This window comes from Mesorhizobium sp. M0139, from assembly GCF_040322455.1.
Classification (GTDB): Bacteria; Pseudomonadota; Alphaproteobacteria; order Rhizobiales; family Rhizobiaceae; genus Mesorhizobium.
The window spans coordinates 71,751-95,172 of the sequence record NZ_JAMYTN010000002.1 but is presented as its reverse complement, the minus strand read 5'-3'; the positions used below and the strand labels follow the sequence as shown (position 1 = coordinate 95,172).

23 protein-coding genes and 1 tRNA gene are annotated in these 23,422 nt (G+C 61.7%); 19 read left to right on the top strand and 5 right to left on the bottom strand.

The annotated features are described in order from the left end of the window. The first annotated feature begins 51 nt into the window (after positions 1 to 51). From NKJ58_RS02920 to NKJ58_RS02835, 18 genes are all read left to right on the top strand, one after another. A complete protein-coding gene (locus NKJ58_RS02920) occupies positions 52 to 663 on the top strand; it encodes a DsbA family protein (protein ID WP_023700783.1) in 612 nt (203 codons plus the stop codon). A gap of 68 nt (positions 664 to 731) precedes the next feature. Beyond that, on the top strand, positions 732 to 968 hold the full coding sequence (locus NKJ58_RS02915) for an Lrp/AsnC family transcriptional regulator (protein WP_023670963.1): 237 nt from the start codon (positions 732 to 734) through the stop codon (positions 966 to 968). A 274-nt stretch (positions 969 to 1,242) separates the two neighbouring features. Further along, positions 1,243 to 2,655, top strand: coding sequence for a circularly permuted type 2 ATP-grasp protein (locus tag NKJ58_RS02910; protein WP_023670964.1), 1,413 nt, complete (start codon positions 1,243 to 1,245; stop codon positions 2,653 to 2,655). A gap of 159 nt (positions 2,656 to 2,814) precedes the next feature. Beyond that, positions 2,815 to 3,756: an alpha-E domain-containing protein gene (locus tag NKJ58_RS02905; protein WP_023670965.1), complete on the top strand. Its 942-nt coding sequence runs from the start codon at positions 2,815 to 2,817 to the stop codon at positions 3,754 to 3,756. A gap of 85 nt (positions 3,757 to 3,841) precedes the next feature. Next, positions 3,842 to 4,636, top strand: a complete 795-nt coding sequence (locus NKJ58_RS02900) for a transglutaminase family protein (RefSeq protein ID WP_023684645.1) — start codon at positions 3,842 to 3,844, stop codon at positions 4,634 to 4,636. Between the two features lie 32 nt (positions 4,637 to 4,668). Next, complete coding sequence (locus NKJ58_RS02895) at positions 4,669 to 5,400, top strand: proteasome-type protease (protein ID WP_023684646.1); 732 nt, start codon at positions 4,669 to 4,671, stop codon at positions 5,398 to 5,400. 89 nt (positions 5,401 to 5,489) lie between these two features. Beyond that, on the top strand, positions 5,490 to 6,905 hold the full coding sequence (locus NKJ58_RS02890) for a pyridoxal phosphate-dependent decarboxylase family protein (protein ID WP_023684647.1): 1,416 nt from the start codon (positions 5,490 to 5,492) through the stop codon (positions 6,903 to 6,905). 14 nt (positions 6,906 to 6,919) lie between these two features. Beyond that, positions 6,920 to 7,366 (top strand): hypothetical protein, encoded by a 447-nt coding sequence (locus NKJ58_RS02885; protein WP_023684648.1) that lies wholly within the window; start codon positions 6,920 to 6,922, stop codon positions 7,364 to 7,366. Between the two features lie 115 nt (positions 7,367 to 7,481). After that, positions 7,482 to 8,249 (top strand): DeoR/GlpR family DNA-binding transcription regulator, encoded by a 768-nt coding sequence (locus NKJ58_RS02880; protein WP_023670971.1) that lies wholly within the window; start codon positions 7,482 to 7,484, stop codon positions 8,247 to 8,249. A 117-nt stretch (positions 8,250 to 8,366) separates the two neighbouring features. Continuing rightward, complete coding sequence (gene glpD, locus NKJ58_RS02875; RefSeq protein ID WP_023712375.1) at positions 8,367 to 9,887, top strand: glycerol-3-phosphate dehydrogenase; 1,521 nt, start codon at positions 8,367 to 8,369, stop codon at positions 9,885 to 9,887. Positions 9,888 to 9,925: 38 nt separating this feature from the next. Next, complete coding sequence (locus tag NKJ58_RS02870) at positions 9,926 to 11,005, top strand: ABC transporter ATP-binding protein (RefSeq protein WP_023670973.1); 1,080 nt, start codon at positions 9,926 to 9,928, stop codon at positions 11,003 to 11,005. 10 nt (positions 11,006 to 11,015) lie between these two features. Further along, positions 11,016 to 12,107 carry an ABC transporter ATP-binding protein gene (locus NKJ58_RS02865; protein WP_023684651.1) on the top strand — a complete coding sequence of 364 codons (1,092 nt, stop codon included), beginning with the start codon at positions 11,016 to 11,018 and terminating at the stop codon, positions 12,105 to 12,107. Then, complete coding sequence (locus tag NKJ58_RS02860; protein WP_023712374.1) at positions 12,108 to 12,974, top strand: carbohydrate ABC transporter permease; 867 nt, start codon at positions 12,108 to 12,110, stop codon at positions 12,972 to 12,974. A gap of 1 nt (position 12,975) precedes the next feature. After that, entirely contained in the window at positions 12,976 to 13,890 is a 915-nt protein-coding gene (locus NKJ58_RS02855) for a carbohydrate ABC transporter permease (protein ID WP_023670976.1), read from the top strand. 67 nt (positions 13,891 to 13,957) lie between these two features. Further along, positions 13,958 to 14,245, top strand: coding sequence for a DUF2160 domain-containing protein (locus NKJ58_RS02850; protein WP_023670977.1), 288 nt, complete (start codon positions 13,958 to 13,960; stop codon positions 14,243 to 14,245). A 77-nt stretch (positions 14,246 to 14,322) separates the two neighbouring features. Then, a complete protein-coding gene (locus tag NKJ58_RS02845; RefSeq protein WP_023670978.1) occupies positions 14,323 to 16,050 on the top strand; it encodes an ABC transporter substrate-binding protein in 1,728 nt (575 codons plus the stop codon). Positions 16,051 to 16,139: 89 nt separating this feature from the next. Next, a complete protein-coding gene (gene glpK, locus NKJ58_RS02840; RefSeq protein ID WP_023706204.1) occupies positions 16,140 to 17,633 on the top strand; it encodes a glycerol kinase GlpK in 1,494 nt (497 codons plus the stop codon). A gap of 22 nt (positions 17,634 to 17,655) precedes the next feature. Then, on the top strand, positions 17,656 to 18,132 hold the full coding sequence (locus tag NKJ58_RS02835; protein WP_023684656.1) for a DUF6882 domain-containing protein: 477 nt from the start codon (positions 17,656 to 17,658) through the stop codon (positions 18,130 to 18,132). Positions 18,133 to 18,222: 90 nt separating this feature from the next. Here NKJ58_RS02835 and NKJ58_RS02830 read toward each other — a convergent pair whose 3' ends face one another. After that, the gene (locus NKJ58_RS02830; protein ID WP_023724353.1) at positions 18,223 to 18,723 is read right to left on the bottom strand and encodes a BA14K family protein; all 501 of its coding nucleotides are present in this window, start codon (positions 18,721 to 18,723) and stop codon (positions 18,223 to 18,225) included. Positions 18,724 to 19,045: 322 nt separating this feature from the next. Between NKJ58_RS02830 and NKJ58_RS02825 the strand changes: the two genes are divergently transcribed. After that, positions 19,046 to 19,121, top strand: a tRNA-Lys gene (locus NKJ58_RS02825). Positions 19,122 to 19,168: 47 nt separating this feature from the next. Here NKJ58_RS02825 and NKJ58_RS02820 read toward each other — a convergent pair. From NKJ58_RS02820 to NKJ58_RS02805, 4 genes are read right to left on the bottom strand one after another with little or no spacing between them, the layout of a single operon-like run. Continuing rightward, positions 19,169 to 20,230 carry an ABC transporter ATP-binding protein gene (locus NKJ58_RS02820; RefSeq protein WP_023819932.1) on the bottom strand — a complete coding sequence of 354 codons (1,062 nt, stop codon included), beginning with the start codon at positions 20,228 to 20,230 and terminating at the stop codon, positions 19,169 to 19,171. A 39-nt stretch (positions 20,231 to 20,269) separates the two neighbouring features. Continuing rightward, entirely contained in the window at positions 20,270 to 21,091 is an 822-nt protein-coding gene (locus NKJ58_RS02815; RefSeq protein WP_023700756.1) for a carbohydrate ABC transporter permease, read from the bottom strand. After that, on the bottom strand, positions 21,092 to 22,030 hold the full coding sequence (locus NKJ58_RS02810; protein ID WP_023670984.1) for a carbohydrate ABC transporter permease: 939 nt from the start codon (positions 22,028 to 22,030) through the stop codon (positions 21,092 to 21,094). Continuing rightward, positions 22,030 to 23,367, bottom strand: a complete 1,338-nt coding sequence (locus tag NKJ58_RS02805; protein WP_023745127.1) for an ABC transporter substrate-binding protein — start codon at positions 23,365 to 23,367, stop codon at positions 22,030 to 22,032. Before NKJ58_RS02805 ends, NKJ58_RS02810 begins: the two co-directional genes overlap by 1 nt. Positions 23,368 to 23,422: the final 55 nt, after the last annotated feature.

Genomic DNA, 23,422 nt, shown 5'->3' with positions numbered 1-23,422 from the left:
CGCGCATCGTAGGGACGGGTGGGGACCCGTTCGCGCAACCAGGGGACAACCATGTTCAAGCAGCCGATCGACCGGCGCCTTTTGCTGAAGGGCGCGGCAAGCCTCGCAGTTTTGGCTCCCTTGCCCGCCTGGGCAAGCACTGGGCCGACCGTCACGGAAGTCGCCTTCGATCCCGCCATTCCAGCGCTCGGCAACCCCGATGGCGACGTCACCATCGCCGAATTCGTCGACTATCAGTGCCCGATCTGCAAGCTCGTCTTCGTCGAACTGAAGAAGTTGATGGAAGAGGACAGCGGCGTTCGGCTTGTGATGAAGGACTGGCCGATCTTCGGCGACGTGTCGCGCGACGCGGCGCGGGTGACGCTGCTGAGCGGCGAACACTATGGCGCGGCGGTCGATGCGCTGATGACCAACCAGCGCGGCCTTTCGGAACGCCGCACCAACGACATCCTTTCTTCCGTCGGTGTCGATGTGGCGATGGTGCGTGCCGACCTCGCCATCCGTGAACCCGACATCGACGCTGCCCTTGTCCGCACCGAAGTCCAGGCGACAGCGTTCAAGCTGCGCGGCACGCCAGCCCTGGTCATCGGCGGCAACTTGTATCGGCGCGGCATGCCGGTGTCCGAACTGAGACAAGCCGTCGCCAAGGCGCGCTCGGCCTGATGCTTGAAAGCCGGGCGGCAGTCTGCCACAAGGGCCGCTTGAGTGCTGAAGCTTGATCGGGACCGGCAATGAAGACGTTTTTCATGCAGATAAAGTGCGATCTGGGCAAGTCCTATGAGGTCGCCAGCGCGCTCGCCGATGCCGAAATCGCCTCGGAAATCTACTCGACCGCCGGCAATTACGACCTGCTTGCCAAATTCTACGTCGACGACGAGGAAGATGTCGGCCACTTCGTCAACGAGAAGGTGCAGATTATTCCCGGAATCAAGGACACCTTCACGGTCGTCACTTTCCGCGCTTTCTAAAGCAATTCCAGGAAAAAAATGTGAAGCGGTTTTCCGTCCGGAATTGCGTCAAAGCAAAAAGCCATGGCAGGTCGCCGTTTCCATGAAACGGTGAACTGCTAGAGCGCATCAGGCACTTGCCCGGCGACAAGGCAGAGCCTGATTAAGGTCCTGTTCCGACTGCCCGAATTTTGGGCAGTCGGAACATACTGATCGCCGATATCCTCCAAATCACCGATTGCGCTTGATTTTCTCCCGCGACGCCAGTGAAATGGCGTCACAGGGGAGTATGCGATTGGCAGCGTTCGATGAAATGCTTCCGGAAGTTTCCGGGCTTAGACAACCGTATACGGCTTACGACCGCTGGCTGAAGGAGCAGGACCCGGCCAGGCTTACCGAAAAGATGCAGGACGCCGAGCGCGTCTTCCGCAAGACCGGCATTACCTTCGCCGTCTATGGCGAGCAGGAAGCCTCCGAGCGGCTGATCCCCTTCGACATCGTGCCGCGCATCATCTCCGGCAATGAATGGCGAAGGCTGACGCAAGGCATCGAGCAGCGCGTGCAGGCGCTGAACGCTTTCCTCGACGACATTTACCACCGCCAGGAAATCCTGCGCGCCGGCCGCGTGCCGAGGGAGCTGATCGCCAGGAACGAGGCGTTCCTGCCGGAAATGATCGGAGTGCGGCCACCGGCCGGCGTCTACACCCACATTATCGGCGTCGATATCGTCCGCATCTCGGAGAACGAGTTCTACGTGCTGGAGGACAATGCGCGCACGCCGTCGGGGGTCTCCTACATGCTGGAGAACCGCGAGACGATGATGCAGCTCTTTCCCGAGCTGTTCCAGCAGATCAAGGTGCGGCCGGTGGAGAATTATCCGCAATTGCTGCGCCAGTCGCTGGCGGCAGTGCGGCCGCAAAGCACCAAGGGCGCACCGACCATTGCCGTGCTGACGCCGGGCAGCTTCAACTCCGCCTATTTCGAACATGCCTTCCTCGCCGACCAGATGGGCGTGCAACTGGTCGAAGGCCAGGATCTGCGCGTTGTAGACGGCCACGTCGCCATGCGCACGACCGAAGGCTACAAGCAGATCGACGTGCTTTACCGGCGCGTCGACGATTCCTTCCTCGATCCGCTGACCTTCCGGCCGGACTCGGCCCTTGGCGTGCCCGGCATCATGGACGTCTACCGCGCCGGCAACATCACCATCGCCAACGCGCCGGGAACCGGCATCGCCGACGACAAGGCGATTTATTCCTACATGCCCGACATCGTCGAGTTCTACACCGGCCGCAAGGCCATCCTCGGCAACATCCCGACCTGGCGCTGCTCGGAGCCCGACAGCCTGAAATACGTGCTCGAACACATCCATGAGTTGGTCATCAAGGAAGTGCACGGCTCCGGCGGCTACGGCATGCTGGTCGGCCCGGCTGCGACCAAGAAGGAATGCCAGGATTTCGCCAAGAAGCTGCAGGCGAAGCCCTCCAACTACATCGCCCAGCCGACGCTGGCGCTGTCGACCTGCCCGATCCTGACAGAAAAAGGCCTGTCGCCGCGCCATGTCGACTTGCGACCCTATGTGCTGGTGTCGGACCGTATTCAGATCGTGCCCGGCGGCTTGACGCGGGTGGCGCTGAAGGAGGGGTCGTTGGTCGTGAATTCCTCGCAAGGCGGCGGGACGAAGGATACGTGGGTGTTGGACGATTAGGTAGGCAGTAGACAGTAGGCAGTAGGCAGTAGGCAGTAGGCAGTAGGCAGTAGGCAGTAGGCAGTAGAGGGACAAGAAATGCCATATTCCACAGAGATTCAAATGCTTACTAATCCCTACTCACTATTCCCTACTCACTAGCCCGAAGGGCCACTTCACATGCTTCTCGGCCGCACCGCCAACGGGCTCTACTGGATGAACCGCTATATCGAGCGGGCGGAAAACATGGCGCGTCTGGTCGATGCCGGCCTTCGCATGGCGCTGACCCGCACCCAGAGCGCGTCGGAAGAGTGGAATTCGGTGCTGCTCAGCGCCGGCTCCGACGTCACCTTCACGCAGAAATACAAGGACTATACCGCCGCCAATGTCGCCGACTTCCTGCTGCGCGACACCTCGAACCCGTCGAGCACGATGTCGGCGATCGAGACCGCTCGCAACAATGCCCGCATGGTGCGCACCGCGCTGACGCGCGAGACCTGGGAGAGCATCAACGAAGCCTGGATGGCCCTGAAGCGCATGCTGGCAAAGCCGATCGACGAGCGCGACCTGCCGAGTGTGCTCGACGCCATCAAGCGCGAGACGGCGCTGATCCGGGGCTCGTTTTACGGCACCATGCTGCGCAACGAAATCTTCGACTTCTCGCAGCTCGGCACCTATGTCGAGCGGGCCGACAACACGGCACGCATCCTCGACGTGAAATACTACGTGCTGCTGCCGTCGATCTCCTGGGTCGGCTCGAGCCTAGACAACTACCAGTGGGAATCGATCCTGCGCTCGGTGTCGGCGCACCGTTCCTATCGCTGGGTCTATGAGGCCGACTACAAACCGACCAACATTGCCGACTATCTGATCCTCAATGTGCGCATGCCGCGCTCGCTGACCTTCTGTTATCGTTTTCTCGCCGAGCATCTGAAGTTCCTCGGCGACGATTATGGCGACCGTCATGCCTGCCACGCCACCGTCGACAGGACACAGGCGATGCTGCAGGCAGGGTCGATCAAGGACATATTCGACACCGGCCTGCACGAATTCCTGGCCAGGTTCATTCAAGACAACACCAAGCTTGGCGAAGAGATCGCACAAGATTACCGGTTCAATTGAGCATGATCGCGAACCGGAGGACCGCGCTAGCGACAAGTGAGACCCGGTTTTCGGATAAGATCATGCTTACAAACGGAAAATAGGCATGCGGCTCAAGATCACCCACCGTACCGAATACCGCTACGACGCGCCGGTGCACTATCTGTTGCAGCGGCTACGCCTGTTACCGGTCAGCGGACCGACGCAGACCGTCTTGTCCTGGGCGCTGAAGATCGAGGGCGCGCGCGAGGAAGTCCGCTTCAACGACCATTTCGGCAACGATAACAGGCTGTTGAGCGTCGAGGGCGAGCGCGACTTCATCACCGTCGAGGCCTCCGGCGAGGTTGTCACGCGCGACACAGCGGGCGTCTCGGGTCCGCATCAAGGCTTTGCGCCGCTGTGGCTGTTCAGCCAGGAGACAGCTTTGACCATCCCGGGCGAGGGCATAAGCGAGCTTGCCGCGGCGGTCGGCAAAGGTACCGACATCGAAAGGCTGCATCGGCTGATGGCGCTGATCGTCGAGCGCGTCGCCTACACGCCGGGCACCACCAGCGTGACGACCCCGGCGGAAGAGGCATTGGCGCTGAAGACCGGCGTTTGCCAGGATCACAGCCACATCTTTGTCACCGCAGCCCGCGTCATGGGTTTTCCGGCCCGCTATGTCAGTGGCTATCTGATGGTGGATGCGGCGATCGAGCAGGCGGCAAGCCATGCCTGGGCCGAAGCCCATGTTCAGGGTCTCGGCTGGGTCGCCTTCGACGCCGCCAACGGCATTTCCCCCGATGAACGCTATGTCAGGGTAGCCACCGGCCGTGATTATCGCGACGCCTCGCCGGTGTCGGGAATTCGACTGGGACAGGCGGAGGAACAGCTTGCAGTCACCGTCACGGTAGAGCAGTAGTCTCCGGCAAGATTGCTGCCTGAAGAGATTCCATGACTTATTGCGTCGGCCTCAAGATCGATCGTGGGCTCGTGTTCATGTCGGACACGCGCACCAATGCCGGGATGGATTCGATCTCTACTTTCAAGAAGATGCATGTCTGGGAAGAGCCAGGCGAGCGCGTCATCGTACTGATGTCGGCCGGCAATCTGGCCACGACGCAGGCCGTGGTCAGCCTGCTCGACGAGCGCACCAAGGCGGTGGCGGAACGCCACGCGACGCTGCTCGAGACCCCATCCATGTACCAGACGGTGCGGCTGGTCGGCGACACCGTCAAGGAAGTCATCGCCAGCTCGTCGCCTGCCGGCGAAAAGGCGGATTCCTATTTCAACGCCTCCTTCATCCTCGGCGGCCAGATCAAGGGCAGCCCACCACGGCTGTTCATGATCTATCCCGAGGGCAATTTCATCGAATCGACCGACGACACGCCGTTCTTCCAGATCGGCGAGACCAAATACGGCAAGCCGATCATCATCCGTGCCTATGAAAGGACGATGAGCCTGGCTGAAACGGTCAAGCTCTTGCTGGTATCGTTCGATTCGACGCTGAAATCGAACCTGTCCGTCGGCCTGCCTCTCGACCTGCTGTTCCTGGAGGAGGACACGTTCACGGTGGGTTTGAAAAAGCGCATCGGCCAGGACGATCGATATTATCGTGCTATTTCCGAAGGCTGGTCGAACGCGTTGAAGACGGCCTTTGCCAGCCTGCCGGATTTTCCGGGGTAGCGCGGGAACCTTCGTCGCGGTTGCCTGTCTCTATTTAACATGTTAATAAAAATTCAAACGGCTGGCTGATCGGCGCGTCGGGAGGATCCATGGACAACGAGCAATTCCGCGACTGGTCGACGCGCGCCGCCGACTGGGGCGCTGATTACCGCGCCGGCCTTCGCGATCGGCCCGTACGACCTGCCATAGCGCCGGGCGAGATCTTCAGGAGCATCGAAGCTTCTCCGCCGGAGGCCGCGGAATCGATGGAGACGATCTTCGCCGATTTCGAAGCCAAGATCGTGCCCGGCATGACGCATTGGCAGCATCCGCGTTTCTTTGCTTATTTCCCGGCCAATGCAGCACCCGTCTCGGTGGTGGCCGAATATCTGGTCTCTGCGATGGCCGCGCAGTGCATGCTGTGGCAGACCTCGCCGGCGGCGACAGAGCTTGAGACACGCATCGTCGACTGGATGCGCCAGGCGCTCGGCCTGCCCGAGGGCTTTTCCGGCGTCATCCAGGATTCGGCGTCGTCGGCGACGCTGGCCGCCGTGCTGACCATGCGCGAGCGCACGCTCGACTGGCAGGGCAACAAGAAGGGCCTTTCCGGGCAGGGCAGGCTGCGCGTCTATTCCTCCGACCAGGTGCACACCTCGATCGACCGCGCCATCTGGGTCGCCGGCATTGGCGAGGACAACCTCGTCCGCATTCCCGTCGCCGGCACCTACCGCGCCATGGATACCGCGGCTTTGGAAGCGGCGATTGTTGCCGACCGCGCGGCCGGCCTATTGCCGGCCGGCATCATCGCGTGCGTCGGCGGCACCAGCACCGGCGGCACCGACGACATCGCTGAAGTGGCCGCGGTGGCCAAACGCCAGGGGCTCTATCTGCATATCGACGCCGCCTGGGCCGGATCGGCGATGATCTGTCCGGAATACCGGCATTTCTGGACCGGTGTCGAGGGCGCGGACTCGATCGTCTTCAACCCGCACAAATGGCTGGGCGCGCAATTCGACTGCTCGATCCAGTTCGTCCGCCAGCCGGAGGATCTCGTGCGCACGCTGGCGATCAAGCCGGACTATCTGAAAACTCGCGGCCATGACGGCATCATCAACTACTCCGAATGGTCGGTGCCTCTCGGCCGTCGCTTCCGGGCGCTGAAGCTGTGGTTCCTGCTGCGCGCCCATGGCCTCGAGGCGCTGCGCACCATGATCCGCAATCACGTCGCCTGGAGCGAAGGCATAGCAGCGCGCCTGGCCGAGGAGGAGGATTTCGAGCTCGCCAGCCAGCCGATGCTGTCGCTGTTCTCGTTCCGGCATCGCGCCGCATCCGGCGCTGACTGCGACGAGCACAATCTGCGTCTGGTCGACGCCATCAACAATGACGGCCGTATCTACCTGACGCAGACGCGTGTCGATGGGCGGGTCGCCATCCGCTTCCAGGCAGGCCAGTTCGAGACAACCGCGGCCGATGTCGATACCGCCTTCACTGTCATCTGCGAGTGTGCAAGATCCCCGAAGGACTGACAGGGATTGCCCGGGTGGTTGCCGCCGCCGGGGCAAGCCAGCAAGGACCTGCGAGCAAGCATATGGCCGGAAGGGCTGAAGGGGTTAGCCAGAATCTGACGGGCGTCTGGAGCGGGCGCTATTTCTATCCGCGCGAACTGCCGCCGGTTTCCTTCGTTGCAACGCTGATCGAAACGGCAACCAGCTTGACGGGCATGACCCACGAACCGGCGGCGACCAGCACGGCAAGATACGCAAGCCTGCAGGGGCAGCGAGAGGGCAACGCCGTCTCCTTTACCAAGACATACGACAAGGCCCAATTGAAGGCGCACCCGATTCACTACAGCGGCATCATCAACGGTGATGCAACCGAGATCAAAGGCACTTGGCGAATCCCGGGATACTGGTCCGGCAATTTCCTGATGATCCGCTCGCCAGGTAAAGTCGCGGCTGTCACCCGCAAGGTGGCGGAGCGGGTCTGAGCCGTATCTGCCCGGTTCGCCTTTGCAATCATCGATATTTCATTAGCCGGCGTCTCCCTTTTCATTGCTTTCGTTTTCAGCTACAAACAAGAAAAACGAAAACGGGAGGTTCTCAGTGTATTTGTCGCCGCGCCATGCCGAGATCATCCAGATGGCGAAGGACCATGGCCGTGTGCTGGTCGATGACCTCGCCACGCATTTCAACGTGACGCCACAGACCATCCGCAAGGACCTCAACGATCTCTGCGACCAGCGGCTGCTGACGCGCATCCATGGCGGGGCCCTGTTCCCGTCCGGCATCGAGAACATGGAGTATGAGGCGCGCCGCAAGATTGCCGCCGACGAGAAGGAGGCCATCGGCCGCGCGGCGGCCAGGCTGATACCCGACAACGCCTCCCTGTTCATCAACATCGGCACCACGACCGAGTCGGTCAGCAAGGCGCTGCTCGACCATACCGGGCTGATGGTCATCACCAATAATATCAATGTTGCCAACAGGATGCGCATCTATCCTTCGATCGAGGTGGTAATCGCCGGCGGCGTCGTGCGTGGCTCCGACGGCGGCGTTGTCGGCGAGGCCGCGGTCGATTTCATCAGGCAGTTCAAGGTCGACTATGCGGTGATCGGCGCCTCGGCCATCGACCATGACGGCGCGTTGCTCGATTTCGACTTTCGCGAAGTGAAAGTGGCGCAAGCCATTATCGCCAATGCCAGGCATGTCATCCTGGTCTCCGACCAGACCAAGTTCGAACGCACCGCGCCGGTTCGCATCGGCCATCTCTCGCAAGTCAACACCTTCATCACCGACCGTTGCGACATCCCGTCGGTGCGCAAGATCTGCGAGGAAGCGGAGGTTCAATTGATCGAAACGTCGCTCGGCTAAGCTATCGATCACGGTCCCGTTACATTTCGTTTGACATTCGTTCTTATTTCGAAATAATCCCGCTACGGTTTCGTAAAAACCTAAAAATGCTGCAATGCGAAATCGCGGGAGGGCTTTGTGGACGCAGTCCGTGACATCTTCGTCATCGGTGGCGGCATCAATGGCTGCGGCATCGCCCGCGACGCCGTTGGGCGGGGCTTTTCGGTATTTCTGGCCGAGATGAACGATCTTGCCAGCGGAACCTCCTCCGGCTCGACCAAGCTGATCCACGGCGGTCTGCGCTACCTCGAATTCTACGAGTTCCGGCTGGTGCGCGAGGCGCTGATGGAGCGCGAGGTTCTGTGGAAGAACGCGCCGCACATCATCTGGCCGATGCGCTTCGTGCTGCCCTACGCCAAGGGCCTGCGCCCGGCCTGGCTGATCCGGCTCGGCCTGTTCCTCTACGATCATATTGGTGGCCGCAAATTGCTGCCGGCGACCCGGACACTGGACATGTCCAAGGATCCGGCGGGCAAGCCGCTGAAGCCGCTGTTTCACAAGGCTTTCGAGTACTCGGACGGCTGGGTCAACGATGCCCGGCTGGTGGCATTGAACGCGCGTGACGCCGCCGACCGCGGCGCCACCATCCGCACCCGCACGAAAGTCGTCGGGGCGCGGCGCGAAGGCGATCTGTGGGCGATCCGCGTGGAAGACGTGCAGACGGGAGAGGCAGAGGAGGTCAAGGCCCGGCTGCTGGTCAATGCCGCCGGTCCGTGGGTCGACCACGTCCTGTCGACCACCGTGGGCCAGAACGACGTGCACAATGTGCGCCTGGTGCAGGGCAGTCATATCGTCATCAAAAAGAAGTTCGATGATCCGCGCGCCTACTTCTTCCAGAACAAGGACGGGCGCATCATCTTCGCCATCCCTTACGAGGAAGAATTTACGCTGATCGGCACCACCGATCGCGACTATCCCGGCGATCCGCATGACGTGAAGATCAGCGACACCGAGATCGACTATCTCTGCGCGGCGGCGAGCGAATATTTTGCTGAAGCCGTGACGCGTCCCGATATCGTCTGGACCTATTCTGCCGTGCGCCCGCTCTATGACGACGGCGCTTCGAAGGCGCAGGAAGCGACCCGCGACTATGTGCTGAAAGCCGATGGCGGCGGGGGCAAGGCGCCGATCGTCAACGCTTTCGGCGGCAAGATCACCACCTACCGCCGGTTGTCGGAATCGATGCTGGAAAAGGTCGAAGGTTTTCTCGGCAAGCGCGGCAAGCCGTGGACGGCGAACGCGCCCTTGCCGGGCGGCGATTTCCCGGCCACCGGTTTCGACGTCCAGGTGGCGAAGCTGAAGAGCGCCTATCCTTTCCTCGACCAGCGCCTGGCGCGTCGGTTGACCAGGCTTTACGGCACGCGCGCGCAAGTGCTGCTCGGCCTTGCCAAGTCGAACGCCGATCTCGGCCGCAATTTCGGCGCCGATCTCTATGAGGCCGAGGTACGCTACCTCAGCGAAAACGAATGGGCGCTGACCGCCGAAGATGTATTGTGGCGTCGCACCAAGCGGGGTCTGCATCTCAGCCGCGAACAGGCCTCGGCGCTTGACGAATTCATGCGCGGCATCAGCCGGCGCCATGTCGCGGCAGCGGAATAGGGAAGGCGATTGATGCACAAAGCCTGGGAGGAGGCATCATGCTGGAACTGAGAAACGTGACGAAGATGGTCGGCGCGGTGGAGCATATCCGCGACGTGTCGCTGACGCTTCAGCACGGCTCGCTCAACGTTTTGCTCGGGCCGACACTGTCGGGCAAGACCAGTCTGATGCGGCTGATGGCCGGACTCGACGTGCCGACCACCGGTTCAGTCTGGTTCGACGGCCAGAATGTCACCGGCATGCCGGTGCAGCAGCGCAAGATCGCCATGGTCTATCAGCAGTTCATCAACTACCCCGCGATGACCGTCTACGAGAACATCGCCTCGCCGTTGCGCGTCGCCGGCAACGACCAGGCCAAGATCGACAAGGAAGTCCGCAACGCGGCAGGGCTTTTGAAGCTCACACCCTATCTCGACCGCACGCCGCTCAGCCTGTCCGGCGGCCAGCAGCAGCGTACGGCGCTGGCCCGCGCCATCGTCAAGAATGCCAGCCTGGTGCTGCTCGACGAGCCGCTCGCCAACCTCGACTACAAATTGCGCGAGGAGCTGCGCGCCGAACTGCCCAAGATATTTGCCGCCGCCGGCACTATTTTCGTCTACGCCACGACCGAGCCGCATGAAGCCTTGCTGCTCGGCGGCAATACGGCGACGCTGTCCGAGGGGCGGATCACCCAATTCGGGCCGACCATCGACGTCTTCCGCAAGCCGATCGACCTGGTGACGGCGAAAACCTTTGCCGATCCGCCGCTCAACACCATCGTGCTGGCCAAGAAAGGTCCCGATTTCCTTCTCGAGGGCGGCGTCAAGCTGCCGGTACCGGCCGAACTCGCCGGCATTTCCGACGCCAACTACACGATCGGCTTCCAGCCGCATCATCTGTCGCTCGAGCGGCCCAACGCTGCCGCGGTGCCTGTGCGCGCCAAGGTGACGATCACCGAGATCACCGGCTCGGAAAGCTTCATCCATCTCGATTTTGCCGATGCGCGCTGGGTCATGCTGACCCACGGCATCCGCGATTTCGAGCCCGACGCCGAGATCGAGGTGTTTATCGATCCGCGCCACATCATGGTCTTCGACAGCAACGGCAGCGCCGTCGCCGCGCCGAAGCTTGCGGCCTGAGGGGGAAGAGATGGCGCGCATCGACGTCAACCATGTCAGGCACTCCTACCTGCCCAATCCGCAGAAGGATGCCGATTTTGCGCTGCGGGAAGTGCACCACACATTCGAGGATGGCGGCGCCTATGCGCTGCTTGGGCCTTCGGGTTGCGGCAAGACCACGCTGCTCAACATCATTTCGGGACTTCTGCACCCCTCGCACGGTGAGTTGCTGTTCAACGGCAAGGACGTCACCAATCTGTCGACGCAGGAGCGCAACATCGCGCAGGTGTTCCAGTTCCCGGTCATCTACGACACCATGACCGTCTACGACAATCTGGCCTTCCCGCTGCGCAACCGCGGCGTGCCGGAGGCCGATGTCGACCGCAAGGTGCGGGAGACGCTGGAGATGATCGACCTGGAGTCGTGGGCGAAGAAGAAGGCGAGGGGCCTGACCGCCGACCAGAAGCAGAAGATCTCGCTCGGCCGCGGCCTGGTGCGCTCGGATGTCAATGCCATCCTGTTCGACGAACCGCTGACGGTTATCGATCCGCACATGAAGTGGGTGCTGCGCTCGCAGTTGAAGCAACTGCACCGCCGCTTCGGCTACACCATGGTCTATGTCACCCATGACCAGACCGAGGCGCTGACCTTCGCCGACCAGGTCGTCGTCATGTATGATGGCGGCATCGTCCAGATCGGCACGCCGGCCGAATTGTTCGAGCGCCCGCGCCACACATTCGTCGGTTACTTCATCGGCTCGCCCGGCATGAACGTCATGCCGGTGGCGATCGACGGCAAGACCGCGACCATTGGCAGCCAGCGGATCGAGCTGCCCGGCGCGCCAAAGACCGCCGCTGGGAGCTCCGGCGCCATCGAACTCGGCATCCGCCCCGAATATGTCAGGCTCGGCCGTGACGGCATGGCGGTTAAAATCAGCAAGGTCGAGGATCTCGGCCGCCACAAGGTGGTGCGCGCCAGCCTCGAAGGCCGCGAGATCGCTGCCGTCATCGGCGAGGACGAGAGCGTGCCGGCCGACCCAAAGGTTCGTTTCGATCCGGCCGGCATCAACATCTATGCCGATTCCTGGCTGGTTGAGATGGGGCGTGTCGAGATGGGGGCATAGATGGAAAAGACCTGGAACAACAAGGCCTGGTTCCTGGTGCTTCCGGTGCTGGTGCTGGTGGCGTTCTCGGCCGTCATTCCGCTGATGACGGTCGTCAACTATTCGGTGCAGGACACCTTCGGCAACAACGTCTTCTTCTGGGCAGGCACCCAGTGGTTCGAGGAACTGCTGTCGTCCAGCCGCTTCTGGGAAGCGATGGTGCGCAACCTGATCTTCTCCTTCATCATCCTGGCCATCGAAGTGCCGCTCGGCATCTTCATCGCGCTCAACATGCCGAAGAAGGGCTGGGGCGTGCCGGTCTGCCTAGTGCTTATGTCGTTGCCGCTGCTCATTCCGTGGAACGTCGTCGGCACCATCTGGCAGGTCTTCGGCCGCAACGACATCGGCCTGCTCGGCTACTACGTCAACGCGCTCGGCATCGACTACAATTACGTGCAGGATTCGTTCGACGCTTGGGTCACCATCATCATCATGGACGTCTGGCACTGGACCAGCCTTGTCGTGCTGCTCTGCTATGCCGGCCTGGTTTCGATCCCGGATGCCTTCTACCAGGCGGCCAAGATCGACGGCGCCTCGCGCTGGGCGGTGTTCCGTTATATCCAGCTGCCGAAGATGCAGCGTGTGCTTTTGATCGCCGTGCTGTTGCGCTTCATGGATAGCTTCATGATCTACACCGAGCCCTTCGTCGTCACCGGCGGCGGCCCCGGCAACTCGACCACGTTCCTGTCGATCGACCTCGTCAAGACCGCGCTCGGCCAGTTCGACCTCGGTCCGGCGGCCGCCATGTCGCTGGTCTACTTCCTGATCATCCTGTTGTTGTCGTGGGTGTTCTACACCGTGATGACCAACTACGACGCGGAGCGATGAGATGAGCGGCGCCAACGAAAGAGCCGACAGAGTGAGCGAAACCACCGCTTCGGGAAAATTGGCGAGCACGCTTTCGCAGGATCAGGTCGCCCGGCTGATGCGCAAGCGCGGCGAGGAATCGCGCTGGTGGTGGATCGTGCCGACGATCTACATCATCGTGCTTCTGCTGCCGATCTACTGGCTCATCAACATGAGCTTCAAGACCAATGCCGAGATCGTCTCCTCGCTGACGCTCTATCCGCATCAGCCTACGATCGCCAACTACGTCACTATCTTCACCGATGCGTCCTGGTATTCGGGCTACATCAACTCGATCACCTATGTTGTCATGAACATGGTGATTTCCGTGGCTGCGGCGCTGCCGGCGGCCTACGCCTTTTCGCGCTACCGCTTCCTCGGCGACAAGCATCTGTTCTTCTGGCTGCTGACCAACCGCATGGCGCCGCCGGCGGTGTTCGCGCTGCCGTTCTTCCAGCTCTATTCGGCCTTCGGCCTGATCGACACCCACATCGCGGTGGCGCTGGCGCACTGCCTGTTCAACGTGCCGCTGGCGGTGTGGATCCTCGAAGGCTTCATGTCGGGCGTGCCCAAAGAGATCGACGAAACAGCCTATATTGACGGCTACTCCTTCCCGCGCTTCTTCGTCAGGATATTCATGCCGCTGATCGCCAGTGGCATCGGTGTCGCCTGCTTCTTCTGCTTCATGTTCTCATGGGTCGAGCTTTTGATCGCTCGCACGCTGACGACCACCGATGCCAAGCCCATCGCCGCCACCATGACCCGCACCGTTTCGGCCGCCGGCATGGATTGGGGCCTGCTCGCTGCCGCCGGCGTGCTGACGCTGATCCCCGGCGCGCTCGTCATCTGGTTTGTCCGCAACTACATCGCCAAGGGCTTCGCCCTGGGGAGGGTGTGATGAAACAAAAGCACGGGTTCATCCTCACCACCACCGCCAAGGGCTTTGCCCTGGGGAGGGTGTCACCATGAATCTCGACCTCACCTGGATGGCGTGGACGTGGCCGACGGCGGCGTTCTTCGGCACCATTCTTCTGCTGCTGTGCGGCATGGCGTTTTGGGAATTTGCCTCGCCGGGCGGCAATCCGCGCGTCGGCATCCTGCGCTTCGAGACGACGCGCGGCGACCGTCTTTTTCTGTCGCTGCTTGGCAGCGCCTTTATCCATCTCGCTTGGCTGGGTCTTGTCGGATCCAACCTGTGGTGGGCTCTCGCTCTCTCCGTGGTCTACGCCGTCGGCGTGTTCCGCTACGTATAGAGGGGGAAACTGTTGGATCGACCGCGTGCCGGTGGCCGTTCCAGATCGCACTTGAAACCTAAATGTGGAGGAAACCTATGCGACGGCAATTTTTAACATCAACAACTGCCCTTGTCCTGTTGCTCGGGGTAGGCAACGCCTACGCCGGAATGGATGAGGCCAAGGCGTTTCTGGACAAGGAAATCGGCCCGCTGTCGACGCTCGACCGGGCCGGCCAGGAAGCAGAAATGCAGTGGTTCATCGATGCCGCGAAGCCTTTCGCCGGCATGGACATCAAGGTCGTGTCCGAAACCATCGCCACCCACCAGTATGAATCGCAGGTGCTGGCGCCGGCCTTTACCGCCATCACTGGCATCAAGATCACGCATGACGTCATCCAGGAAGGCGACGTCGTCGAGAAGATCCAGACCCAGATGCAGACCGGCCAGAACCTTTATGACGGCTGGGTCAACGATTCCGACCTGATCGGCACCCACTGGCGCTACCAGCAGGTCCGCAACCTGACCGACTGGATGGCGGGCGAGGGCAAGGACGTTACCAATCCGAACCTCGACCTGAAGGATTTTATCGGCACCTCCTTCACCACCGCGCCGGACAAGAAGCTCTATCAGCTGCCCGACCAGCAGTTCGCCAACCTCTACTGGTTCCGTTACGACTGGTTCAACGACGAGAAGAACAAGGCCGACTTCAAGGCGAAATACGGCTACGACCTCGGCGTTCCCGTCAACTGGTCGGCCTATGAGGACATCGCGGAGTTCTTCACCGGCCGCGAGATCGACGGCAAGAAGGTCTATGGCCACATGGACTACGGCAAGAAGGACCCGTCGCTCGGCTGGCGGTTCACTGATGCCTGGCTGTCGATGGCCGGCAACGGCGACAAGGGCCTGCCGAACGGCCTGCCGGTCGACGAATGGGGCATCAAGGTCAACGAGAAATCACAGCCGGTCGGCTCCTGCACGGCGCGCGGCGGCGACACCAACGGCCCGGCTGCCGTCTACTCGATCCAGAAATACCTCGACTGGCTGAAGGCCTACGCTCCGGCCGAAGCCCAGGGCATGACCTTCTCCGAATCCGGCCCGGTGCCGGCACAGGGTGCGGTCGCGCAGCAGATATTCTGGTACACCGCCTTCACCGCTTCGATGGTCGACGCCGGCGCCAAGGCGGTGCTGAACGACGACGGAACGCCGAAGTGGCGCATGGCCCCGTCGCCGCATGGCGTCTACTGGAAGGACGGCATGAAGCTCGGCTATCAGGACGTGGGTTCCTGGACGCTGATGAAGTCGACGCCGACCGACCGCGCCAAGGCCGCCTGGCTCTACGCGCAGTTCGTGACCTCGAAGACGGTCGACGTGAAGAAGAGCCATGTCGGCTTGACCTTCATCCGCGAAAGCACGATCCACGACAAGAGCTTCACCGAACGTGCGCCGAAGCTCGGTGGTCTGATCGAGTTCTACCGCTCGCCGGCCCGCGTTCAGTGGTCGCCGACCGGCACCAACGTGCCCGATTATCCGAAGCTGGCACAGCTCTGGTGGCAGGCGATCGGCGATGCCTCGTCCGGCGCCAAGACGGCGCAGGAAGCCATGGACTCGCTCTGCGCCGAGCAGGAAAAAGTCATGACCCGCATCGAGAAGTCGGGCGTCCAGGGCGATATCGGCCCGAAGATGGCCGAAGAGCATGACCTCGCCTACTGGAACGCCGACGCGGTCAAGAACGGCAATCTCGCGCCTCAGCTGAAGATCGAGAACGAGAAGGAAAAGCCGATCACCATCAACTACGACGAACTGGTGAAGAGCTGGCAGAAGTAATCTTGGCGTACGCGCCAGGATCATAGTGAACGGGGAGGCGGCATCTTGCCGTCTCCCCTGTTTGTATAGGCGAGCTACCGGGAGGACTAATGACCGGATACATCCTTGCAATCGACCAGGGTACGACATCGACCAGGGCGATCCTGTTCGACGGCGCGATGAAGGTCGCCGGCAGCAAGCAGCAGGAATTCACGCAGCATTATCCTGCCTCCGGCTGGGTCGAGCATGATCCGGAAGAGATCTGGGCAAGCGTCGTCGCGACGGTCAAAGGCGCGCTGAAGGCCGCCGGCCGCGAGGCCTCGGATGTGGCGGCGATCGGCATCACCAACCAGCGCGAAACCGTCGTCATCTGGGACAAGGCGACCGGCAAGCCGATCCACAATGCCATCGTCTGGCAGGACCGCCGCACCGCGCCGCTGTGCCAGAAGCTGAAAAAACACGGCCTGGAGAAAAAGTTCACCAAAAAGACCGGCCTGCTGCTCGATCCCTATTTCTCCGGCACCAAGATCGCCTGGATGCTGGACAAGGTAAACGGTGCGAGAAAGCGCGCCGAAAAGGGCGAACTGCTCGCCGGCACTATCGACAGTTTTTTGATCTGGCGGCTGACCGGCGGCAAGGTGCATGCGACGGATGCCACCAACGCCTCGCGCACGCTGGTCTATAACATCGAGAAAAATGTCTGGGACGACGAGCTGCTCTCCATCCTGCGCATCCCGGTGGCGATGCTGCCTGAGGTCAAGGATTGCGCCGACGACTACGGCGTGACGGAAAAAAGCCTGTTTGGCGCCGAAATCAAAATCCTTGGCGTGGCCGGCGATCAGCACGCAGCGACCATAGGCCAGGCCTGTTTCGAGCCAGGCATGATGAAATCGACCTATGGCACCGGCTGCTTTGCGCTGCTCAACACCGGCGCCGATCTAGTGCGCTCGAAGAACCGGCTGTTGACCACCATCGCCTATCGGCTGAACGGCAAGACTACCTATGCCTTGGAAGGCTCGATCTTCATCGCGGGTGCCGCCGTGCAATGGCTGCGCGACGGCATCAAGGTGATCGGCAAGGCCGAGCATAGCGGCGTTTTGGCGGCAACCGCCGACCCCACGCAGAACGTCTATCTGGTGCCGGCTTTCGTCGGTCTCGGCGCGCCGCATTGGGACGCCGAGGCGCGTGGCGCGATCTTCGGGCTGACCCGCAACTCTGGCCCGGCGGAGTTCGCCCGCGCGGCGCTGGAATCCGTCGCCTACCAGACGCGCGATCTCCTCGACGCCATGCGCAAGGACTGGAAGGGGGCGTCGGCCAAAACCGTGCTTCGCGTCGACGGCGGCATGGTGGCCTCCGACTGGACCATGCAGCGGCTGGCCGATATCCTCGATGCGCCGGTCGATCGCCCGACCATTCTGGAGACGACGGCGCTGGGTGCGGCGTGGCTTGCCGGCTCGAAAGCAGGCGTGTGGCCGAAGGCGAAGGATTTTGCCAAGAGCTGGGCGCTCGAGCGCCGCTTCAAGCCGGACATGGATGCCACGGTGCGCTCGGCAAAGCTCGCGGGCTGGCGCAATGCGGTGCGCCGGACGCTGAGCGCGCGGTAGTAAATCATGGCGGGGGAAGGGGATGAATCCACACTGGTATGGGGCCTGGCGCGACGAGGCTGTCGAACAATTGGATGCAAAGAATGCACGCTTGCAGCAGGAGTTCCGACTCGGCAGTTGGCCTCGCTATGACTATGATCTGACAGAAGGAAAGCTTCTGTTCTCGGACAACGGCATCACCAAGGTCGTCGCCGAAATCCAAATCGCCGGATCGACGAGTGCCAAGGCCAGCAACTGGCTCTGGGCTTGGGCAAATTCAAACCTGCCTGGCGACCTGCTTGCCGACGCAGAGCTGGTTCGGTCTTTCGGACAGGAGCATTCCATTGATGAGCTGGCTCAACCCTATGCGATAGATTTGAACAACGACCTGGAAGTGCTCGGCTGGAAAATGACCGCAGCTGCGGTTCGAATCTGCAACGGCCTCGGCGCATACCGTTCTCCGCGTGGTGAAGGCGGAGCCCTGTATCTGATCTTCAAGAGCGTCAATTGGGCCAGCTAATCCGCCCCGCCCGTACCCAAGCAACCTACGGAAAAGCCCGCGCCGTTGCCGGCGCAGGCTTTTCTACTCAACACTTGGTACCAACTCAGCTCAATAGGGCGAATTACACTGCCGCCGAGGGCCGTAGTTGGGCTGGAATGTGTTGTCCGAGGCGCGGTAGGAGCGATAGCGGTCGTAGCACCACTGCACATGCGCATCGCCGCCGTAGACGCGGTTGTTCTCGCTGTTGACGATCGCACCGGTGATCAAGGCGCCGGTGGCGAAGGCAGCCAGCGGGAACCAGTAGTCGCCGTGACGGCGATAGCCGCGGTGATATTCGCGATAGCCGCGATGGCCATTCCAATAGCTGCCGCCATCATTGTTGCGCGAGAACTGGCGGCCTACGCGGAAATCGCGATTGCCGGAATTGCGGTTGCCGTGGCGCATCCACCGCCAGTTGTCATGACGAGAATCGCCCACATTCACGATGTCGGACGAAGTTGCTGATGACTGGGGCACGAACATCTGGGCGGCATTGGCCGGCATAGCGGCGGCCGCGGCAAACGAAATTGACAGGGTGGTCGCCAGTAGACCCGTTGCGATCTTGTTCATGATCTTCTCCTTGAAGGGTGGTTGACGTCCCTTGTGAGACGAAAACGGCCCGCTCGTGCGATGGTTCCCACCAAAACAGTAAGTTGCTGATTTGTAATGTTTCTCGAATTCGGCGCGTGAGAAAAGGCGCGTCTCGCGCGCCAGCAGATCGAAGCGGCGACCACGTTGCGGGAGCGGCTCACCGGGCTGGTGACGACGCAATTTGCGGCGCGTCTGGCGATGGCTGAAACCCCGGTCGAAGGGCCATCTTTTTCCGGTTGACCGGTCGCGGCACTCTCCCTATGTTCCGCGCAATTTCGAGGGCGGCCTTTAGAGCCCGCGGGAGCGCGTAGCTCAGCCGGTAGAGCAACTGACTTTTAATCAGTAGGTCTCGGGTTCGAACCCCGACGCGCTCACCAGAAATATTTCGTGCGGAAGTTGCCCTGTCAGCAGCCCCCATCGCCCCCTACAATCGCCGCCCGGTCTTGACGTCGAACAGATGAGCGCAGGCGCGGTCGATCTCGATGCGCATCTGCTCGCCCTGTTTCAGTGCCAGCCGCTCGCGGAAAAGGCAGGAGATTTCTTCTCCGGCGCAGTCGACCCTGGCAAAGATTTCCGAACCCGTTGCTTCCAGAAGCACGATCGTGCCGGGGATTCCTTTGGCGGTCGTCGCTCGGATGTGTTCGGGGCGGATGCCGTAGATGAGGTCGCCGCCGGGTATGTTTGCCAGGTCGATGCCTTCCGGCAGCGGCAAGATCAGTCCACCGGCGCTGCGGAAAACACCTTCCTCGACATGGCCGCGAATGAAATTCATCGCCGGCGAGCCGATGAAGCCGGCAACGAAGAGGTTGGCCGGGCGATCGTAGAGATCGAGCGGCGCGCCGATCTGCTCGACAAGGCCGTCATGCAGCACGACGATCTTGTCGGCCATGGTCATGGCCTCGATCTGGTCGTGGGTGACGTAGATGGTGGTGGTTCCCAGCCGCTGGTGCAGCGCCTTGATCTCGCCGCGCATCTGCACGCGCAATTTGGCGTCGAGATTGGACAGCGGCTCGTCGAACAGGAACACCTGCGGGTCGCGCACGATGGCGCGGCCCATGGCGACGCGCTGGCGCTGGCCGCCGGAAAGCTGACGCGGATAGCGGTCGAGCAGCTTGTCCAGGCCGAGAATGCTGGCGGCCCTCCCGACGCGGCCGGCGGTGTCGGCCGGATCGGCTTTCTTGATCTTCAGGGCAAAGCCCATATTGTCGGCCACCGTCATATGCGGATAGAGCGCGTAGTTCTGGAACACCATGGCGATGTTTCGGTCGCGCGCCCTGAGATTGTTGACGACGCGATCGCCAATGGCGATCCTGCCGCCCGTGATCGTTTCCAGTCCGGCAATCATGCGCAGCAGCGTAGACTTTCCGCAGCCCGACGGCCCGACCAGGATGACGAATTCGCCATCGGCGATGTCGACGCTGACATCGTGGATGATCTTGGCGGCTCCGAAAGCCTTCTGAACGTTGTTGATTGTTACCGATGCCATTGGATTTCTCCCGGAAATGAGTCATGTCGGGGCCGTGCCTCAGCCGCCCTTGACGGCGCCTGCGGTCAGCCCGGCGACGATCTGCCTTTGCGCGAACAGGGTCAGCACCAGCACCGGCAGCGTGACCACAAGTGCTGCGGCGGCGAGCGGACCCCAGCTCACCTGCTCGTAGGAAAGCATGTTGTAGACGGCGACCGGCAGCGTGCGGGTCTCGCGGCTGGCGAGCACAATGCCGAAGACGAAATTGTTCCATGAGAAGATGATCGACAGGATGAAGGCGACGACAATGCCCGGCTTGGCGATGGGCAAGGCGACCAGCCGGAACACCTGCCAGGAACTGGCGCCATCGATGTTGGCCGCTTCTTCCAGCTCCATCGGCGTGGTCTCGAAATAGCCGATCATCACCCAGACCACGATCGGCACCGTCACCACCAGATGGATGATGATCTGCGGCCACAGCGTGCCGAGAATGCCGACCCACTGGAACAGCAGGAACAGCGGAATGAGATAGGAAAGCCCCGGCGTCATGCGGGCGATCATGATGACCACCGCCGAGCGTTCGGCCTTGAGACGCGCGATGCCATAGCCCGCCGGCACGCCGATCAGCAGCGCCAGCAACGTTGCCGTGCCCGTCACCAGAACCGAATTCCAGAAATAGAGCAGGAAATTGTTCTCCTCGAATACCTTCACATAGTTCGACCAGGCGAGATGTTCCGGGATCAGGATCGGCGGGTAGGCACCGTTGTCGATCTCGAACTTCAGCGACAGCGAGATCATCCAGAGGAAGAACAGGATCGCCGGCGAGACGAAGACCAGAGCCGCGAAAAACAGCCCGATCCGGTTGAGCAGCCGTGAACTCATCTATTTGCCCTCCACCCCGATCCATTGGGAGCGCTGGCGCAGCATCAGCAGGATGAAGGACAGCGCGACGATGACGATGAAGAACACCACGGCCATGGCCGAGCCATAGCCGATGTCGTAGTAGGAGAAGGCGGTGTTGTAGAGATAGATGTTGATGGTTTCCGAGGCCGTGCCCGGTCCGCCCTGGGTCATCGCGTAGATGATGTCAAAACTCTTCAGCGCATCGATGGTGCGGATGATCATGGCGATCATCAGGAACGGCGCGATCATCGGCAAGGTGAGATAGCGGAACTGCTGCCAGGCGTTGGCGCCGTCGATCTCGGCGCTCTCGAAGGGCTCGCGCGGCACGGAGGCCAAGCCGCCCAGCACGATCAGCATCACCAGCGGCGTCCACTGCCAGGTCTCGACCGCAACCAGGGACGGGATGACCGTCCTGGCGTTAAAGATCCATTCCTGCGCCGGAATGCCGACCAGCGACAACAGATAGTTGAGCACGCCAAGCTGGGGATGGAACATCATCGTCCAGACCAGCGCCACGGCGACTGGCGTTGCCATCATCGGCATGACGAAGACGCCGCGCAACAGGCCGCGCAGCGGAAATTTGGCGTCGAAGATCAGCGCCGCGACAGTGCCAAGGAACATCGGCGCCGCGACCGAAAGCGCCGTGTAGGTCAGCGTATGGAAAAGCGATTCCCAGAAGCGTTGGTCGACTGCCAGCCGCAGGTAATTTTCCATCCCGGCAAAGCTTCGCGCCTGTCCGAGGGTCCAGCGGTTGACGCTCATCCACAGCGTGAAGGCCCAGGGAAAGACGATCACGGCGCCGACGACGACGAGCGCCGGGACGACGAAAGGCCAGTAGTTGGGAGCCAGACGGATGGTCTGGCCCCCTTCGATGGCTTGCGTCGTCACCCCGGTGCGTTCTGGGGTGATGGCGGACATCAGCCTTGCTCGCTCCGGTCGAGCACCGGCTGGAACTGCTCGGTGGCCTTCTTCAGTTCCTCTGCCGGATCGGCGCCGGCGATCAAATTGGTCAGCGCCACGCCATAGATGTCGCGGAACTCGGTGACCGGAATGATGACCGGCAGCGACAGCCGGCTGACATTGCCCGAGCCGACCACGGCATCGAGCCAACTCGCCGGCATGGTGACGCCTTCGCGCACCTTGGGGTCTTCCAGCACCGACTTGCGGAACGGCACGCCGGCGCCAGCCTGCAGCAGGCGCGCGCCCATGGCGGGCGAAATCGCCCACTGGCAGAACAGATAGGCAGCTTCCTTCTTCTCGCTGGTGGCCGTCACGCCGAGGCCGTCACCAAAGGTGCCCGCGGCATGCGCCTTGGGGCCCTTGGGCATGACGCCGTAGCCGACCTTGCCGACCACACGCGACTTTTCCGGATTTTCCATCGGCGGGGCAAAGCCGACGCCATCGAACCACATGCCGATCTTGCCTTGCAGGAAGGCGGACTGGGCTTCGGCCCAGTTGAATCCGGTGACGCCTGGAGGCGCCGACTTGGTCATCAGCCGCTGGTAGAGGCTGGCGGCCTCGATCGCCTCGGGCGAGGTCGTGCGCAGCTTGCCCTTGTCATCGAGCGGCGTCATGTCGTAGCCGAGCATCAGCGACGTCCATACCGGCGTGTTGGCGTTTTTCAGGCCGCGGGCGACAAAGCCGTAGGTGTTGGTCGACGGGTCGGTCAGCGCTTCGGCGGCCGCCACCAGTTGCTCGAAGGTTTCAGGGTATTTGAGGCCCTTGGCCTCGAACAATTCCTTGTTCCAGTAGACGATCCAGTAATCCACCGAGAACGGCAGCGAGCGCAGCACGCCCTGGCCGTCCTTGGCAAACAGCATGCCGGCATCGGCGAAATCGGTTTCCACCAGCGCAGGATCGGTCAGGGTCGGGTCAGCGAGATAGCCTGATATGTCGGCCAGCCAGTCGCCCTTTTCGAACTGGCGCTTCTGCACGTGGTAGCTCAGATGCACGACGTCGAAGCTCGGTTTGCCGGAGCTCAGTTCGATCACCGTCTTCTGGCGCTGCTGCTGTTCCGGCGTCGCTTCGGCATTGACCTTGATCCCGGTCAGTTCCTCGAACTCGGCGATGTATTTTATCAGCGTGTCGCTGCGCGGGCTTTTCACCAGATTGACGTCAAGCGTCGTTCCCGCAAAGCGCTTCCAGTCGACGCCGGCGGCAAAGCTTGGGCGAACGCCCGCAAAGCCGGCGGCGGCAAGCGCCGCGGTTCCCTGAAGCAGTTGCCTCCTGGTTGGGTTGAACAGATTGCACGACATTTCTTCCTCCCGGTTGTTGTCGTTATCGATTGCATCGCGGACCGCGGTGCGGCTC